The following is a 15,154-nucleotide window of genomic DNA, read 5'->3' on the forward strand; positions in this document are numbered from 1 at the left end:
GATGTTCCTTTAGGTATTGGTCTTATCGTGCAGATTGCCCGCGTGCAGGCCGCATTCGAGACTGTCGCGCTGCTCCCACCACCAGCGGCCGGCACGTAGGTCTTCGCCGGGACGGATGGCGCGGGTACAGGGCTCGCAGCCTATGGACGGGTAGCCCTGGTCGTGCAGGGGGTTGTACGGGATGCCCAGGCCTCGGATCACGGCCCAGACATCGTCGTGCGTCCAGTCGGTCAGGGGGTTGAATTTTTGTAGTCCGAAGGCGGCGTCGTATTCAGCGCGGGCCAGCTCGTTACGACTGGCGGATTGTTCGCGACGCTGGCCGGTGATCCAGGCCGAACGGCCGGCCAGAGCGCGGCGCAACGGTTCTACCTTGCGGATCTGGCAGCATTCTTTGCGCAGCGCCACGCTGTCGTAGAAAGCATGGGTGCCGTGCTGTTGCACATGGGTCTGGATGCGTTCCGGATTGGGGCGAAAGAAGTGAATTTCGCGCTGATAGTACTGGCGTATGGTGTCGGCCATCTGTACGGTCTGCGCATGCAGGCGGCCGGTGTCCAGGGTCAGGGTCTGCAGGTCGGGCGCGTAGATGGACATGGCATGAAAGACCACCATGTCCTCGGCGGCCAGCGAGGAAGCCAGAACGGCATCGGGATGGGTGCGAGCGATGCCGATCAGGTCGTCGCGCAATTGCTTCCAGAGCGCCAGCGGGCGGGCGGTCAGGGCGGTGATGGCAGGGGCGTAAGAAGGCACAGTCGACATTCCCGTCAGGCTGTGGCGGCGCCGGCCGGACAGGGCATTCGAACAGACTAGGGCCGGGCTGTCGCATCACAGTATTTATAAACTTATGAGTAAGTGTGCGGGTGCCGGCCCTGCAGGGGAACGAACTATTCGTTAGGTGGTTATGCTTCTGTTCTATTTAGCCGCCTGCTCAGGCACGCCGGCTGGCGGCGATGATGGCGATGATGAGCACGCAGCTAAGCCAGGTCAGCAGGCTTACTTGCTCACCCAGCCAAAGGGCGGAAATCAGGATGGTCAGAAACGGCTGGACCAGTTGAACCTGACCGATGCGTGCCACGCCCCCCATCGTCATTGCTTTGTACCAGGGAAAAAAGCCCAGCAGCGAGGAGAAAATCGCCAGATACAGCAGGGCCATGACGGCCTGGGTGGAGGGGGGCTGCTGCATGGGAAGCGCCAACCAGAGGGTGGCAGGAATCGTCAGGGGCAGGCTGGCCGCAAGACACCAGCAGATGGTGCGCCAGCCACCCAGCGTGCGTGCCACGCGCCCGCCTTCAACATAGCCCAGTCCGGACATAAAGACCGCCAGGGCAAGCCAAAGGTCGCCGGCCTGCAAGGCCCCTTCGCCTATATAGAATGCATACAGCAAGACCAGCATGGCCCCCAACAGGCTCAGCAGCCAGAAGCGACGGCTCAGGGATTCGCCGTTGCGGGCGGCGCTCAGGATGGCGGTGGCCAGGGGAATCAGACCGGTCAGCACGGCTCCGTGCGAGGCCGGGACTGTCTGCATGCCGATCGAGGAGAAAACCGGCCAGCCTACGATGACGCCGGTACAGGACAGGGCAATGCCGCGCCATTCCGTGGCCGTAGGGCGGCGGCTGCGGGTAGCAAGCAGGATCAGCGCGGCGCACAGGCCGCCTATGGAAGCACGCCCCATGCCGATCAGCCAGGGGTCGAAGCTTTGTACCGCGACGCGCGTCATGGGCAGAGTAAAGGCGAAAACCAACACGCCTATAAAAGCGTAGACATAAGGAAGCAGGGCGGGGGCGGGCGGGGCGAACGTCGTGCTGCGGCTCATAGGTGTCACCAGAGAAAAAGTTAGGCGTTGTTTACCGCTTCGAGCTTAAAATAAATAAGCGATACAGTTGCGCTACAGTTGATCAATCACTGGGTCCGGCTGTACTGGTCAGTACACCGCTACAGTCCAAGGCGGAGCATAGGAGTCAGCATAATGGAATGGATGGATTGGCAACCAGTGCGGGGCTCGGATGTCACGCTCAGCGAACAGTTGGTGGGCTGGGTGCAGCAGGCATTGCGTGTGCGTTATCGGGGCGGCAGTCGCCTGCCTTCGGTGCGCCGCATGGCGCAGTCCGCCGGTGTCAGCACGCATACCGTGGTGGCGGCGTACGATAGGCTGATGGCGCTGGGGCTGGTGGAGTCCAGGCCTGGGGCCGGGTTTTTTGTGCGTGTGCGTGCGCCGCGCCGCTTGCGTTCGGAGTCCTTGCGGACCGATAGCGAAGCGCCGCGCAAGATCGATGTGAACTGGATGCTCAACAGCTTTATGGGCCAGAGCGACAGCCCGGGCATCCCCGCGCAGTGGCTGGACAATGACATGGTGTTGGCCGCCGTGCGGCAGGTCAGCCGCACGGCCGGTTCGGCGCTGCTGGGCTACGGGCATTCGCATGGCTACCGGCCTTTGCGCCAGCATATTGCCGGGCAGTTGGAGGACTATGGCATACAGGCCGATGCCGATACCCAGCTTTTGTTGTGCAGCGGTGCTACCCATGCGCTGGATCTGTTGCTGCGCCACTGGCTGCGTCCAGGCGATTCGGTCGTCGTGGAAGATCCGGCGTGGTATTTGCTGTTTGCCCGGCTAGCGGTGGTGGATGTGCGCGTGCTCAGTGTGCCCCGGCGCGTCGATGGGCCGGATGTGGCCGTGTTGGAACAGTTGGCCCGCGAACACCGTCCGCGCCTGGTCATCTTGAACACCGTTGTGCATAACCCCACCGGCTTTGGCCTGAGCCCGGCGGTGGCGCATGCAATTCTGACGCTCGCCCAGACCTGGGATTTTCATATTATCGAGGACGACACCTACAGCGAATTGCATGCCCATCCGCCATGCCGACTGGCACAACTGGATCAACTGAACCGGGTCACGCTGGTTGGGGGATATTCCAAGGTACTGGCTGCAGGCCTGCGCCTGGCCTATATGGCGGCCTCGCCAGCCTTATTGCAGGCATTGGTCAATTTGAAGATGCTCGCGGGTTTGACTACGCCCGAGCTGAGCGAACGGGTCACGCACCGGCTGCTGGTCGACGGTCCGTACCGCAAGCATCTGGATCGTCTGCGCCGTCATGCCGATGGGGCGCGTCAGCGCACGCTGGAGCGCTTGGCGCAATTGGGCCTGTGGCCGGATGCGCCGCCCCAGGCGGGCATGTTTGTCTGGATAGATACCGGGGTGGATACCGAGGAGTTGGTGCGCGCGCTGGGCAGGCCGGGGCACCTGGTCGTGCCGGGGGCGCTGTTCTCGCCCGAGCAGCAGCCTTCTACGTATATGCGCATCAATGTGGCGGTGGGTCACGACGATGCATTTTGGCAGGCCTTGGCGTCCTGTCTGTCGCATGTCCGGCAGGTTCAGGATTAACGCGCTGCGCAGCGGCTTTATATTGATTTCTTTTGTAGTTGCACTGTCACCCTGCTCTGTTAGCATAGTGGGTGCTGAGCGCAGAAAACAGCTTTTGCGCTCTTCTTGATAGGTATTCACAATCGATGCAATTGTATTAATCAATTTCACTAATCGATTGAGGCTTCCTATAATGTCCTTACTGTCACTCGTTAACCGCTAACTGGAGCTAACATGTCTTTGATCAACACCGTTATCAAACCTTTCAAAGCTACTGCATATCACGCTGGCAAATTTGTCGACGTCAGCAACGAGAGCATTGCCGGCAAATGGTCCGTGTTTGTTTTCTACCCAGCCGATTTCACCTTTGTGTGCCCAACCGAGCTGGAAGACCTGGCCAACAACTACGCCGAGTTCCAGAAGCTGGGCGTGGAAATCTACTCCGTGTCCACCGACACGCACTTCGCTCACAAAGCATGGCACGATACGTCCGAGGCCATCGGCAAAGTGAACTACCCCATGCTGGCCGACCCAACCCATCAACTGTCGCGTAACTTCGACGTGCTGATCGAAGAAGAAGGCATCGCGCTGCGCGGCACTTTCGTGGTCAACCCTGCCGGCGAAATCAAGGTTCTGGAAATTCACGACAACGGCATCGGCCGCGACGCGTCCGAACTGCTGCGCAAGGTCAAGGCTGCCCAGTACATCGCCGCTCACCCCGGTGAAGTGTGCCCAGCCAAGTGGGAAGAAGGTGCCAAGACGCTGACTCCTTCCCTGGATCTGATCGGCAAGATCTAAGACCCTTGCGGTCTTTGGCGAAGGCGCGGCGCGCCTTCGTCCGGTGCCCGGCTGCGGTGCGGGCACCCCTCGTGTTTTGTTCAGTACAGGATTAAAAAGGCGTTTCTCATGTTAGATGCAAACATCAAAACTCAATTGAAGGCTTATCTCGAAAAGATCACCCAACCGATCGAGATCGTTGCGTCGCTGGATGTGGATGCCAAGTCCGTCGAGCTGCGCGAGTTGCTGCAGGAAATCGATAGCCTGTCCGACAAGACCAGCTATCGCGAGGACGCGGATGCGCAAGCGCGCAAGCCTTCCTTTATGATCAATCGTCCCGGAACCGACATCAGCGTGAGCTTTGCCGGCATTCCCATGGGGCACGAATTTACCTCCTTGATCCTGGCCCTGCTGCAAGTGGGTGGCCATGCGGTCAAGCTGGACGAGGCCGTCATCGAGCAGATCCGCAATCTGCCGGGCGACTTTGTCTTTGAAACCTATTTTTCGCTGTCGTGCCAGAACTGCCCCGATGTGGTGCAGGCCTTGAACGCGATGGCGGTCATCAACCCGCGCATCAAGCACGTGGCCATTGATGGCGCCCTGTTCCAGCAAGAGGTGCAAGAGCGCAACATCTTGTCTGTGCCGGCGGTGTTTTTGAACGGCGAACTGTTTCACCAGGGCCGTGCCAGCGCCGAAGAACTGCTGGCCAAGTTGGATGCCGGGGATACCGAGGCCCGCGCCCAGGCGCTGGATGCCAAAGACGAATACGATGTGCTGGTTGTGGGCGGTGGTCCTGCCGGCGCGGCAGCGGCTATTTATGCGGCCCGCAAGGGCATACGCACCGGCGTGCTGGCCGAGCGTTTCGGCGGCCAGGTGCTGGACACCATGTCCATCGAGAACTATATCTCGGTGGTCGAGACCGAAGGCCCCAAGTTTGCGGCCGCGCTGGAGCAGCACGTCAAGGCGTACGATGTCGATATCATGAATCTGCATCGTGCCGCCGGCATCCGCCGCGAGGGTCGGCAGATCCTGGTCGATGTGGACGGCGGCGGTCAATTGAAAGCCAAGTCCGTCATTCTGGCCACCGGCGCGCGCTGGCGTGAACTGAACGTGCCGGGCGAACAGGAATACCGCAACCGCGGCGTGGCGTATTGCCCGCACTGCGATGGTCCTTTGTTCAAAGGCAAGGATGTGGCCGTGGTCGGCGGCGGGAACTCCGGTGTGGAAGCGGCGATTGATCTGGCCGGTCTGGTGCGCCATGTCACGCTGATCGAGTTCGGCGAACAGTTGCGGGCGGACGAAGTTTTGCAACGCAAGCTGCGCAGTCTGCCCAACGTCAAGATCATCACCCAGGCGCAGACCACCGAAGTGCTGGGCGATGGCGCCAAAGTCGTGGGTCTGCGCTATCTGGATCGTCAGGGCCAGCAATCGCACACGCTGGATCTGGATGGCGTGTTCGTGCAGATCGGCCTGGTGCCTAACACCGAATGGCTCAAGGGCAGCGAAGTGGCCTTGTCGCGGCACGGCGAGATCGAGGTGGATGTGCGCGGCGCAACGTCTCTGGCCGGTGTGTTTGCGGCGGGTGACGTGACCACGGTGCCGTACAAGCAGATCATCATCGCCGCGGGCGAAGGTGCCAAGGCATCACTTAGCGCGTTCGATTATCTGATCCGCAATTCGGCCGACGTGCAGGAAGTGGCCGAGGAAAGCGCTACGGCCTGATTGCGATTGGTAGGACTGATTGGGAGCCACCCCTGCGGGGGTGGCTTTTTCATGGTTCTTCGAAGCATTCCGGGAGCTAATTTACCCGCTCGATGAGGAGCGTGCTGCGCCTTGAATGGCTCAAAATATCGATGACATAGCCTCGGCTATTGGCCTTCATGTCAAACAAGAAGTGCTGCGGATGACTGATACCCTGTACGGCGTACGCGGACATCCCGCCGTTTGGGTCGAGCACAGCGGTGCTGTTCTCGCCAGGCTGGCCTTAGCAGGTCGGCGGGCGAGTCAGGGCCTTCGCCGCAGGCGGGAGGCAAGGGGCGTGCTGTTCGAGCAGGACGCGTGTGATTCGTCCAGTGGACGAATCACCCTGCGAGTTCACGCTCCGCCCGCCCCGGTATCCTGACCAGGGAACCTGCACGCAGCGCGGGCGAAGGACCTAGCCAAGCCGACCCGCTAAGGCCAGCCTGGCGAGAACCCGAGGCTCTCTCTGCTTGGCTCAAACGGCCCAAGCTTTACGAAGGAATCCCCGGTATTTAGCGAAGAACTTTTTTCATGGCCGCAGCAACGGCCTGCGGCGGTTCGGATCGGGTGTTATTCCGTGTCCAGTTCGGGCCAGCGCCCGCCCAGCACCTGCGCGCAGACCTGTAGCCAGGCCTTGGCGGCTTGCGATAGGTAGCGACCGTTCCACAGCAGGGCTACTTCCCAGTTCAAGGCAGGCTCCACGACCTGGGCGGCTACCCAGTCGCCCGGCTCCAGGCGCGACAGAAAAGGTTGGGGCAGCAGGGCAATGCCCATGCCGGCTTGCGCCATGGAAGCGACCCAATCCCATTGTCCGCTTTGGGCGGCGATGTTCGGTTGCAGTCCGGCGTGCGCAAAAGCACGGCGCAGCATGCGGGTCAGGGCGAAGTCATCGCTTAGAAAGATCAGCGGATGGCGTTCCAGTTCTTCCAGCTTGACCTTTCCTTGTGCATAGCGAAAGCTGTTTTTCCGACCTATGGCCCAGACCTCGTGGCGGGCCACCGGCGTGGCCGACAGATTCAGTTCCGGGCCCAGGGGCAGGATGCTCAGGCCCATTTCCACCGTGCCTGCTGCCACCATGCGCTCCACGCCCATGCCGGTTTCTTCGTGCAGAATCAGTTCGATCTGGGGGTGGCGGGCTTTGAAAGTCTTGAGCACTTCGGTAAACAAGACATTGATCATGGGCGGCATGCCCAGCTCCAGCTTGCCGCGCTGCAGCGCCTGGACTTCATGCACTTCCCGCAATAGCCGCTGCACGCTGTGCAGCACTTCCTGACCGCGTTCCATGACGACCTTGCCGCAGTCGGTCAGTTGCAAGTGGCGGTGATCGCGGATCAGCAGTGCCTCGCCCAGCTCGTCCTCCAGTTGCCGAACCATTTTGCTGACGGTGGACTGGGTCACGTTCAGGCTTTGTGCTGCTTGGGTAAAGCTTTGATGCCTAACGGTTTCTATGAAGTAGCGCAGTGATCTGACGTCCATTTTCTCCCCCATTATTGCTATGAATTTTACGACTCCATGGCAGTTATTTTATTCATTCTGGCGATGCTATGCTGGCGCTGTTCAAAAAACATAAACGCCCCTTGCCTGGCGTGGAGACCCGCCCGGCGTTGTCGGCCAGCGGCTCCCCGACAGCAGCGATGGGCAATCATGATATCGAGACAGGAGCATACGATGTTCAAGGATCGCATCCGTTATCCCGGTTTGGAAGACAAGGTTATGACGGCCCAGGAGGCGGCAGCCTTCTTTCAAGACGGCATGAATGTGGGCATGAGTGGTTTTACCCGCGCCGGGGACTGTAAGGCCATGCCGCGTGCCTTGGCCCAGCGAGCCCAGAGCGAGCCGCTCAAGCTGAACGTGGTCACCGGCGCATCGCTGGGCAACGACAGCGATGGTCTGATGGCCGAGGCGGGCGTGCTGGCCAAGCGTATGCCATTCCAGGTTGATGCCGTGCTGCGCCGCCATATCAATCAAGGCAAGGTCCTGTTCACCGACCAGCATTTGTCCCAGACGGTGGAGCAGCTGCGCTGTGGCAATTTGCCGGCTATCGATATCGCCGTGATCGAAGCGGTCGCCATCACCGAGAGCGGTGCTATTGTGCCCACGACATCGGTGGGCAATTCGGCCAGCTTTGCCCAACAGGCACAGCAGATCATTGTCGAGCTGAACCTGAGCATGCCGGTCGAGCTGGAAGGGTTGCACGATATTTATGTTCCGCAGGCACGCCCCAACCGCGAACCTATTCCGTTGACCCACGTCGATCAGCGTCTGGGTGAGACGGCCATCCAGGTCGATCCAGCCCGCATCGTGGGCATTGTCATTACCGACGCGCTCGATAGCCCATCAAGCGCGCTGCCGCCGGACGCAGAAACGCAGGCCATTGCCGGCCACATCATCGAATTTCTGAAAGCGGAAGTCGCCGCGGGCCGCCTGAGCAACTCGTTACTGCCTTTGCAGGTCGGCATAGGCACGATTGCCAATGCGGTGACCCACGGTTTGGTGGATTCGCCTTTCCACGACCTGACCATGTATTCGGAAGTCTTGCAGGACAGCGCCATCGCCTTGCTGGACTCGGGCCAGTTGCGCTTTGCCTCGGCCTCGTCGGTGACCTTGTCGGCGGCCAAGACGACGCAGTTTCTGGAAGGGCTGGACCGCTACCGCGATAAAGTGGTACTGCGTCCGCAGGAAATCAGCAATCATCCGGAGCTGGTGCGTCGCCTGGGAATTATTGCTATCAACACGGCGATGGAGTTTGATATCTACGGCAATGTGAACTCCACCCACGTTTGCGGCACGCACATGATGAACGGCATCGGCGGCTCGGGTGATTTTGCCCGCAATGCGCATCTGTCCATTTTCGTCAGCAAATCCGTGGCTAAAGATGGTGCCATTTCCAGCGTCGTGCCTATGGTGTCGCATGTGGACCATACGGAGCATGACGTGGCCGTGCTGGTGTCCGAATGGGGGCTGGCCGACCTGCGCGGCCTGGCCCCGCGCGAACGGACCCGCGTGGTCATCCAGCATTGCGCGCATCCCGATTATCGCGCTGCCTTGCTCGATTACGTTGAACGCGCCGAGCAGCGCGGCGGTCATACGCCGCACATTCTGGAAGAAGCTTTGTCCTGGCACGCCCGATATCAGCAACAGGGCAGCATGCGTCAGGAGCAGTGTTCCGCCCAGGAGGCGGTCACTGCGTAGTGATCAGGTCTGGATGCGCCGTAGCGAGTCAGTCCGCCGCGGCGCAGCTATCTGACTGACCTGATCGCCCCTGGCATGCCACCCGTGCCAGGGGCATTTTTTTGGTTCTTCAATGAATGCCGGGCGCCAACTTACCAGATCGATGAGGAACAGGCTTTTTGAAGACGCCGTTCAAGGCGCAGGCCGATCGGACGGGGCTGACGGCTTGCCGGCGCGGCGCGCCACTATCCTGACCAGGGAACCCGCGCATAGCGCGGGCGAAGGAGCCAGCCAAGCCGGTCCATTCCCTTGGCCTTCCAAAGAAGCCGGGATGCTTTTTGCGCTGTGCGTACCGAAGCCTTGATGTAAAGAGTGGCCTTCAGGCCTCCAGGCACCAAGGCTTTTTTTAGCGTTAAAATGTTTGGTCGTTGCGCGCAAAGCGAGGCCAATGTGCTTGAACAGATCGGGATCGTCAATTTCTGGGCGTTTGTGGTGGGCACCTTGTTTATCGTGCTGCTGCCGGGCCCCAATTCGCTCTATGTGCTGGCCAGCGGCGCAGGCCACGGCGTGCGCGAAGGGTATAAGGCGGCGCTGGGCGTGTTGGTGGGCGATGGCATCCTCATGACCCTGACTGCGCTGGGCGCGGCCTCTTTGCTCAAGACCTTGCCCATGTTCTATACGGGCATACGCTGGTTAGGAGCGGCTTATCTGTTGTATCTGGGCGTGCGCCTGTTGCAGTCGGCGTTTCAGCAAGGCGGGCAGGTACAGTCCATCGATACCCGCACACGCCAGCAGGGGCGCTTTCGCAAGGCCTTGTTCCTGAGCTTGCTCAATCCCAAAGCCATTTTGTTTTTCCTGTCTTTTTTCGTCCAGTTCGTAGACCCGGCCGCAGGCCATACCGCCCTGGCTTTCTTGGTGCTGGGCCTGGTGGTGCAAGTCATCAGCTTTTGCTATTTGTCTTTGCTGATTGTCGGAGGCGACCGGCTGGCCGGGCTGTTCCGGCGTCATCAGCGTCTGTCTCGATTGGGTAACGGGTCTGTGGGTGTGTTGTTCATGGGCTTTGCGGCCCGCATGATCAGCGACTAGGTGCGAGTGGCCGGCGGAATCGGCGCAACGTATCCCTCTCTTCATCAGTTAAAGGAATGTACCGCTTATGAGTAGCAAAATCCGTGTCGGCATTGCAGGTTATGGAAATCTGGGGCGTGGTGTCGAACTGGCGCTGGCCCAGAACCAGGACATGGAACTGGTCAGTGTATTTACCCGCCGCGACCCCGCTTCTGTTACGTTGCACAACCCCTGCGTGCCAGTGTATGCGCTCAATGCCATCGAGCAGCACCGCGATAGCATCGATGTGCTGATTCTGTGCGGCGGCTCCAAGAACGATCTGCCCGAGCAGGGCCCCGCTTTGGCCCGCTGGTTCAATACCGTAGACAGCTTCGATACTCATGCCCGCATTCCCCAATACCATGCGGCAGTGGACGAGGCGGCTCAGGCAGGTGGCAATACGGCCCTGATCGCTGTCGGTTGGGACCCGGGCCTGTTTTCCATCAATCGCCTGTACGGCGAATGTGTTTTGCCGGTGGGCGAAACCTACACATTCTGGGGCAAGGGCTTGAGCCAAGGCCATTCGGATGCCATCCGTCGCGTGGCGGGCGTGGCCGGCGGCGTGCAGTACACCCTGCCGATCGAAGCGGCCGTGCAACGCGTGCGCGATGGCGAACAGCCTGTCCTGAGCACGCGCGAAAAACATAAGCGTCAGTGTTTCGTGGTGTTGGCCGATGGGGCCGATGCCGATACGGTGCGTCAGTCCATTGTGACCATGCCGGATTATTTCGCCGACTACGACACCGAAGTGCATTTTATCGATGCGGATACGTTGGCCCGCGAACATTCGGCCATGCCGCATGGCGGTTTTGTCATCCGCAGCGGCCAGTCCGGCTCGGGCACGCAGCAGGTGGTGGAGTATTCACTGAATCTAGGCAGTAATCCCGAATTTACATCCAGCGTGCTGGTTGCCTATGCGCGCGCAGCCTCTCGCCTGAATCAACAGGGCCAGATCGGTGCGCGCACGGTGTTTGACGTGGCTCCGGGCCTGTTGTCTCCCAAATCGCCCGCTGAACTGCGTAAAGAGTTGTTGTAATAGCTTTTGGGCAGCCCGTCGGCTCGGTGCCGATGGGCTGCCTCGCCGGATGGGTAAAGCCAAGGCCTGTAAGCCGGGTGAATAAAGAGTAAAATATCGCCTTTCACGTATTTCTCAGAGTTCTGGCATGCGTTTGCTGATCGCCCTGTTATTGCCCTGGCTGGCTTTCTTTACCATTGGTCGCCCCTTTGCCGGGATTGTCTGCCTGATTTTGCAGATCACCCTGATTGGCTGGATACCGGCCGCTATTTGGGCTGTTTACGCCCTGAGCCAATACAATACCGATAAAAAAATCGAGAATGCCTTGGGCAAGCGTTAATGCCTGCTTAGGGTAATGCCTGTTCGTATTGTGCGCCCCAAGCCGGTAGAATCGGCCGGCACAGACGCCTTTTATCATTTTTTGCCGATGCTGCCATGACCATACCGCCCATTTCGGGGCCTTTGCCCGACTCTGTCGAGAGGGCGGTGCCCGCAGAGGGTGTTGCGCCTCGCCTTGAGCTGAAAGACATTACCAAGGAATATCCGGCTGTCGTGGCGAACGATGGTGTGTCCTTGTCTATCTTGCCGGGCCAGATTCACGCTGTGCTGGGCGAGAACGGTGCCGGCAAGTCCACGCTCATGAAAATCATTTATGGCGTGGTCAAACCTGATCGAGGGCAGATCCTGTGGGATGGTCGTCCGGTACAGATCAGCAGCCCGGCCGCCGCGCGGCAGTTGGGCATAGGCATGGTGTTTCAGCATTTTTCCCTGTTCGACACCCTGACGGTCACGGAAAACATAGCGCTGGGTCTGCCCGCGTCCACCAATATGCAGGAACTGGCAGGGCGCATCAGTCAAACGGCCAGTCAGTATGGCCTGGACCTGGACCCGCGACGTCACATCCACACCTTGTCCGTGGGCGAATGCCAGCGCGTGGAAATTGTGCGCGCCTTGCTGGGCAAACCCAAATTGTTGATTCTGGACGAACCGACCTCGGTGCTGACGCCGCAGGCGGTGCGTCGTCTGTTTGGCACGTTGCGCCAGTTGGCTGCCGAGGGTTGCAGCATTGTCTATATCAGCCACAAGCTCGACGAGATTCGCGAACTGTGTCATGCCTGTACGGTGATGCGGGCCGGCAAGGTAACGGGCTATTGTGATCCGCGTCAGGAAACCACGGCCAGCTTGTCGCGTTTGATGATCGGTGCCGAGCCCGCGTCCTTGGGCGAACGTGCCCAGCAGGAAGGGGCCACGCTGTTGCAGGTGCGCGCTTTGAATCTGCCCAAGTCGCACCCGTTCGCCAGCGAACTGCACGACATCAGTTTTGATTTGCACCAGGGGGAAATCCTTGGCGTAGCGGGTATTTCCGGCAATGGCCAGCAGGAACTTCTGGCGGCTTTGTCGGGCGAGGATACCCGCGCCGATGCTCAGTCCATTTTGCTCGACGGTCAGCCAGTGGGGCAGCGTGATGCGGCCTGGCGGCGCGATCACGGCATGGGTTTTGTGCCCGAGGAGCGCCTGGGACGCGGTGCCGTGCCGGAATTGTCTTTGGCGCAGAATTTGCTGCTGTCCCATCAAGGGGGCGACACGGTAAAGCGCGGGTTTTTGCGTTTTGCCTCTATCCGCCGCCTGGCCGGCGGCATTATCCGTCGTTTCAGCGTCAAGGCTTCGGGCGATCAGGCTCCGGCCAACAGTCTGTCCGGCGGTAATCTGCAAAAATACATCATTGGCCGCGAAGTCACGCGTCAGCCGCGCGTCCTGGTGATTGCCCAGCCCACCTGGGGGGTAGACGTAGGCGCGGCCGCGCAAATCCATGCCGAACTGCTGGCACTGCGCGATGCCGGCTGTGCGCTGCTGGTCATCTCCGAAGAGCTGGACGAGTTGTTTGCGATCGCCGATCGCCTGATTGTGATATCCAAAGGTCGTATGTCTCCCTCTATTCCCGTGGCGCAGGCCAGCGTCGATCAGATCGGACAGTGGATGAGCGGTTTGTGGACGGAGGCCGAGCATGTTCAGGCTTGAAAACCGCGCCGCTCCGTCTACCTTGATGGCGTGGTGTTCCCCCGTGCTGGCCGTGCTGTTGACCATGCTGGTGGCCGGTGCCTTGTTCTGGGCGCTGGGCAAAGACCCGCTGGCCGGCCTGAATGTTTTTTTTCTGGAGCCGCTGCGCGATGCGAACGGCTGGGCGGAAGTGGGCGTCAAGCTGATTCCACTGCTGTTGATCTCGGTCGGATTGGCGATCTGCTTTCGCGCCAATGTCTTTAATATTGGCGCGGAAGGGCAATTGGTGGTGGGCGCGCTGGCGGCCGGTGCTTTTGTCCTGCAGGTCGATACCGGCGAGAACGGAGGCTTTTGGCTGATCAGCCTGGCTTTGCTGTGCGGCATGGCCGGAGGCATGTTCTGGGCTGCCATCGTGGCCTTTCTGAAAGACCGTTTCAATGCCAACGAGATTCTGGTGTCGCTGATGCTGGTGTACGTAGCCCAGCACTTATTGAGCTATATGGTGCACGGCGCGCTGCGCGACCCCGACGGGTTTGGCTTTCCGCAGTCCAGCCTGTTTTCGGATGGGTTTCTACTGCCGGCGGTCCTGCCCGGCACGCGCCTGCATGTGGGCATTGTGCTGGCTCTGGCGGCGGCTGTGCTGGGGTGGCTGTTCCTGACCCGCAGCATGTCCGGATTCCGGCTGCGCGTGGGTGGCATGGCTCCGCTAGCGGCCCGTTATGCGGGGTTTTCGTCGCGCAAGGCCTTGTGGATGTCTTTGCTGTTGTCTGGCGCGCTGGCGGGTCTGGCGGGCGCGGCCGAGGTCATGGGGCCGGTGGGGCAGTTGACTCCGTCTATCTCGCCCGGCTACGGTTTTGCCGCCATTATTGTGGCGTTTGTCGGGCGGTTGCATCCGCTGGGCGTGATTTTTTCTGCTTTTATCATGTCCCTGATCTATATCGGCGGCGAACTGGCGCAAAGCCGGCTGGGCCTGCCCAATGCCATCACCGGTATTTTTCAGGGGATTCTGCTGTTTTCGCTGCTGGCCTGTGACGTGCTCATTACCAAGCGCCTGGTCTGGAGAAAGTAATGGACGCTATTGCACCTTTGCTCGCCGCGACCATCAATGCCGGCACCCCGCTGATGCTGGCGGCACTGGGTCTGCTGATCAACGAAAAGTCCGGCGTCATCAACCTGGGCTCTGAAGGCATGATGCTGATGGCGGCCATTGTGGGGTTTGCCGTGGCGGTGCAGACCGGCAATGCCGGCCTGGGTTTTGTGCTGGGGGCGCTGACCGGCATGGTCATGGCCGCCTTTTTTGCCTGGCTGACGGTTTGGCTGGGGGCCAATCAAGTGGCTTGCGGGTTGGCCCTGTCGCTGTTCGGCGTGGGGGCGTCGGCGTATATCGGCATTCCTTTTTCGGGCAGTTCGCTGGTCGTGGCTAAAACCGGCATTCCGTTCCTGAAAGATATTCCCTTTGTCGGACCGGCCTTGTTCGAGCAGCACTATATGGTCTATGTGTCCTGGGTCTTATGTGCTTTGGTCACCTGGTTTCTGGCCCGCACCCGTGCCGGTCTGGTGCTGCGCGCGGTGGGCGAGTCGCCTTCGTCGGCGCACTCCTTGGGCTATAACGTGCGCCTGATTCGATTGGGCGCACTGATGTTCGGCGGTGCCTGCTGCGGGTTGGCAGGGGCGTTTATCTGCCTGGTGTATACACCGATGTGGGTAGAAAACATCGTGGCCGGGCGCGGCTGGATCGCGCTGGCATTGACGACTTTTGCCACCTGGCGACCTTTGCGTGTCATGCTGGGAGCTTATCTGTTTGGCGGCGTCACTATTCTTAGCTTTCACGCCCAGGCATTGGGCGTGCCGGTGGCCTCTCAGCTATTGGCGATGATGCCGTATCTGGCCACGATCATTGTGCTGGTCCTGATTTCCCGCAATGCCAACTGGATCAGGCTGAACATGCCTGCTTCGCTTGGCAAAAACTTCAATCCCAACAGCTAGAGGACGAC

Annotated in this window: 13 protein-coding genes; 10 read left to right on the plus strand and 3 right to left on the minus strand. The window is 60.2% G+C overall.

The features are described 5' to 3' along the window. Window positions 1–9 precede the first annotated feature (9 nt). Together AADW57_RS04490 and AADW57_RS04495 are read right to left on the minus strand one after the other, a co-directional pair. Window positions 10–756 carry a phosphoadenylyl-sulfate reductase gene (locus AADW57_RS04490; protein WP_445819179.1) on the minus strand — a complete coding sequence of 249 codons (747 nt, stop codon included), beginning with the start codon at window positions 754–756 and terminating at the stop codon, window positions 10–12. Between the two features lie 169 nt (window positions 757–925). Beyond that, window positions 926–1,810 carry a DMT family transporter gene (locus tag AADW57_RS04495; RefSeq protein WP_341668858.1) on the minus strand — a complete coding sequence of 295 codons (885 nt, stop codon included), beginning with the start codon at window positions 1,808–1,810 and terminating at the stop codon, window positions 926–928. Window positions 1,811–1,972: 162 nt separating this feature from the next. Between AADW57_RS04495 and AADW57_RS04500 the strand changes: the two genes are divergently transcribed. From AADW57_RS04500 to ahpF, 3 genes are all read left to right on the plus strand, one after another. Further along, window positions 1,973–3,376 (plus strand): aminotransferase-like domain-containing protein, encoded by a 1,404-nt coding sequence (locus tag AADW57_RS04500; protein WP_445819195.1) that lies wholly within the window; start codon window positions 1,973–1,975, stop codon window positions 3,374–3,376. A gap of 213 nt (window positions 3,377–3,589) precedes the next feature. Then, the gene (gene ahpC / locus AADW57_RS04505; RefSeq protein WP_341668860.1) at window positions 3,590–4,153 is read left to right on the plus strand and encodes an alkyl hydroperoxide reductase subunit C; all 564 of its coding nucleotides are present in this window, start codon (window positions 3,590–3,592) and stop codon (window positions 4,151–4,153) included. Window positions 4,154–4,261: 108 nt separating this feature from the next. Continuing rightward, a complete protein-coding gene (ahpF, locus tag AADW57_RS04510) occupies window positions 4,262–5,854 on the plus strand; it encodes an alkyl hydroperoxide reductase subunit F (RefSeq protein WP_341668861.1) in 1,593 nt (530 codons plus the stop codon). 588 nt (window positions 5,855–6,442) lie between these two features. On the opposite strand, the gene AADW57_RS04515 is transcribed toward ahpF, so the two are convergent. After that, window positions 6,443–7,348, minus strand: coding sequence for a LysR family transcriptional regulator (locus AADW57_RS04515; protein WP_341668862.1), 906 nt, complete (start codon window positions 7,346–7,348; stop codon window positions 6,443–6,445). A 192-nt stretch (window positions 7,349–7,540) separates the two neighbouring features. Between AADW57_RS04515 and AADW57_RS04520 the strand changes: the two genes are divergently transcribed. From AADW57_RS04520 to AADW57_RS04550, 7 genes are all read left to right on the plus strand, one after another. Beyond that, window positions 7,541–9,064 (plus strand): acetyl-CoA hydrolase/transferase family protein, encoded by a 1,524-nt coding sequence (locus AADW57_RS04520; RefSeq protein ID WP_341668863.1) that lies wholly within the window; start codon window positions 7,541–7,543, stop codon window positions 9,062–9,064. A 396-nt stretch (window positions 9,065–9,460) separates the two neighbouring features. Next, window positions 9,461–10,129 (plus strand): leucine efflux protein LeuE, encoded by a 669-nt coding sequence (gene leuE / locus AADW57_RS04525; protein WP_341668864.1) that lies wholly within the window; start codon window positions 9,461–9,463, stop codon window positions 10,127–10,129. Window positions 10,130–10,196: 67 nt separating this feature from the next. After that, window positions 10,197–11,183, plus strand: coding sequence for a diaminopimelate dehydrogenase (locus AADW57_RS04530; RefSeq protein WP_341668865.1), 987 nt, complete (start codon window positions 10,197–10,199; stop codon window positions 11,181–11,183). Between the two features lie 127 nt (window positions 11,184–11,310). Beyond that, on the plus strand, window positions 11,311–11,502 hold the full coding sequence (locus tag AADW57_RS04535) for a YqaE/Pmp3 family membrane protein (RefSeq protein WP_341668866.1): 192 nt from the start codon (window positions 11,311–11,313) through the stop codon (window positions 11,500–11,502). Between the two features lie 95 nt (window positions 11,503–11,597). Beyond that, window positions 11,598–13,181, plus strand: a complete 1,584-nt coding sequence (locus AADW57_RS04540; protein ID WP_341668867.1) for an ABC transporter ATP-binding protein — start codon at window positions 11,598–11,600, stop codon at window positions 13,179–13,181. After that, the gene (locus AADW57_RS04545; RefSeq protein WP_341668868.1) at window positions 13,168–14,229 is read left to right on the plus strand and encodes an ABC transporter permease; all 1,062 of its coding nucleotides are present in this window, start codon (window positions 13,168–13,170) and stop codon (window positions 14,227–14,229) included. The genes AADW57_RS04540 and AADW57_RS04545 overlap by 14 nt, the downstream gene beginning before the upstream one ends. Then, window positions 14,229–15,146, plus strand: a complete 918-nt coding sequence (locus AADW57_RS04550) for an ABC transporter permease (protein WP_341668869.1) — start codon at window positions 14,229–14,231, stop codon at window positions 15,144–15,146. The genes AADW57_RS04545 and AADW57_RS04550 overlap by 1 nt, the downstream gene beginning before the upstream one ends. Window positions 15,147–15,154: the final 8 nt, after the last annotated feature.

The organism is Alcaligenes sp. SDU_A2 (genome assembly GCF_038237375.1).
In the GTDB taxonomy this organism is placed as follows: domain Bacteria; phylum Pseudomonadota; class Gammaproteobacteria; order Burkholderiales; family Burkholderiaceae_B; genus Alcaligenes.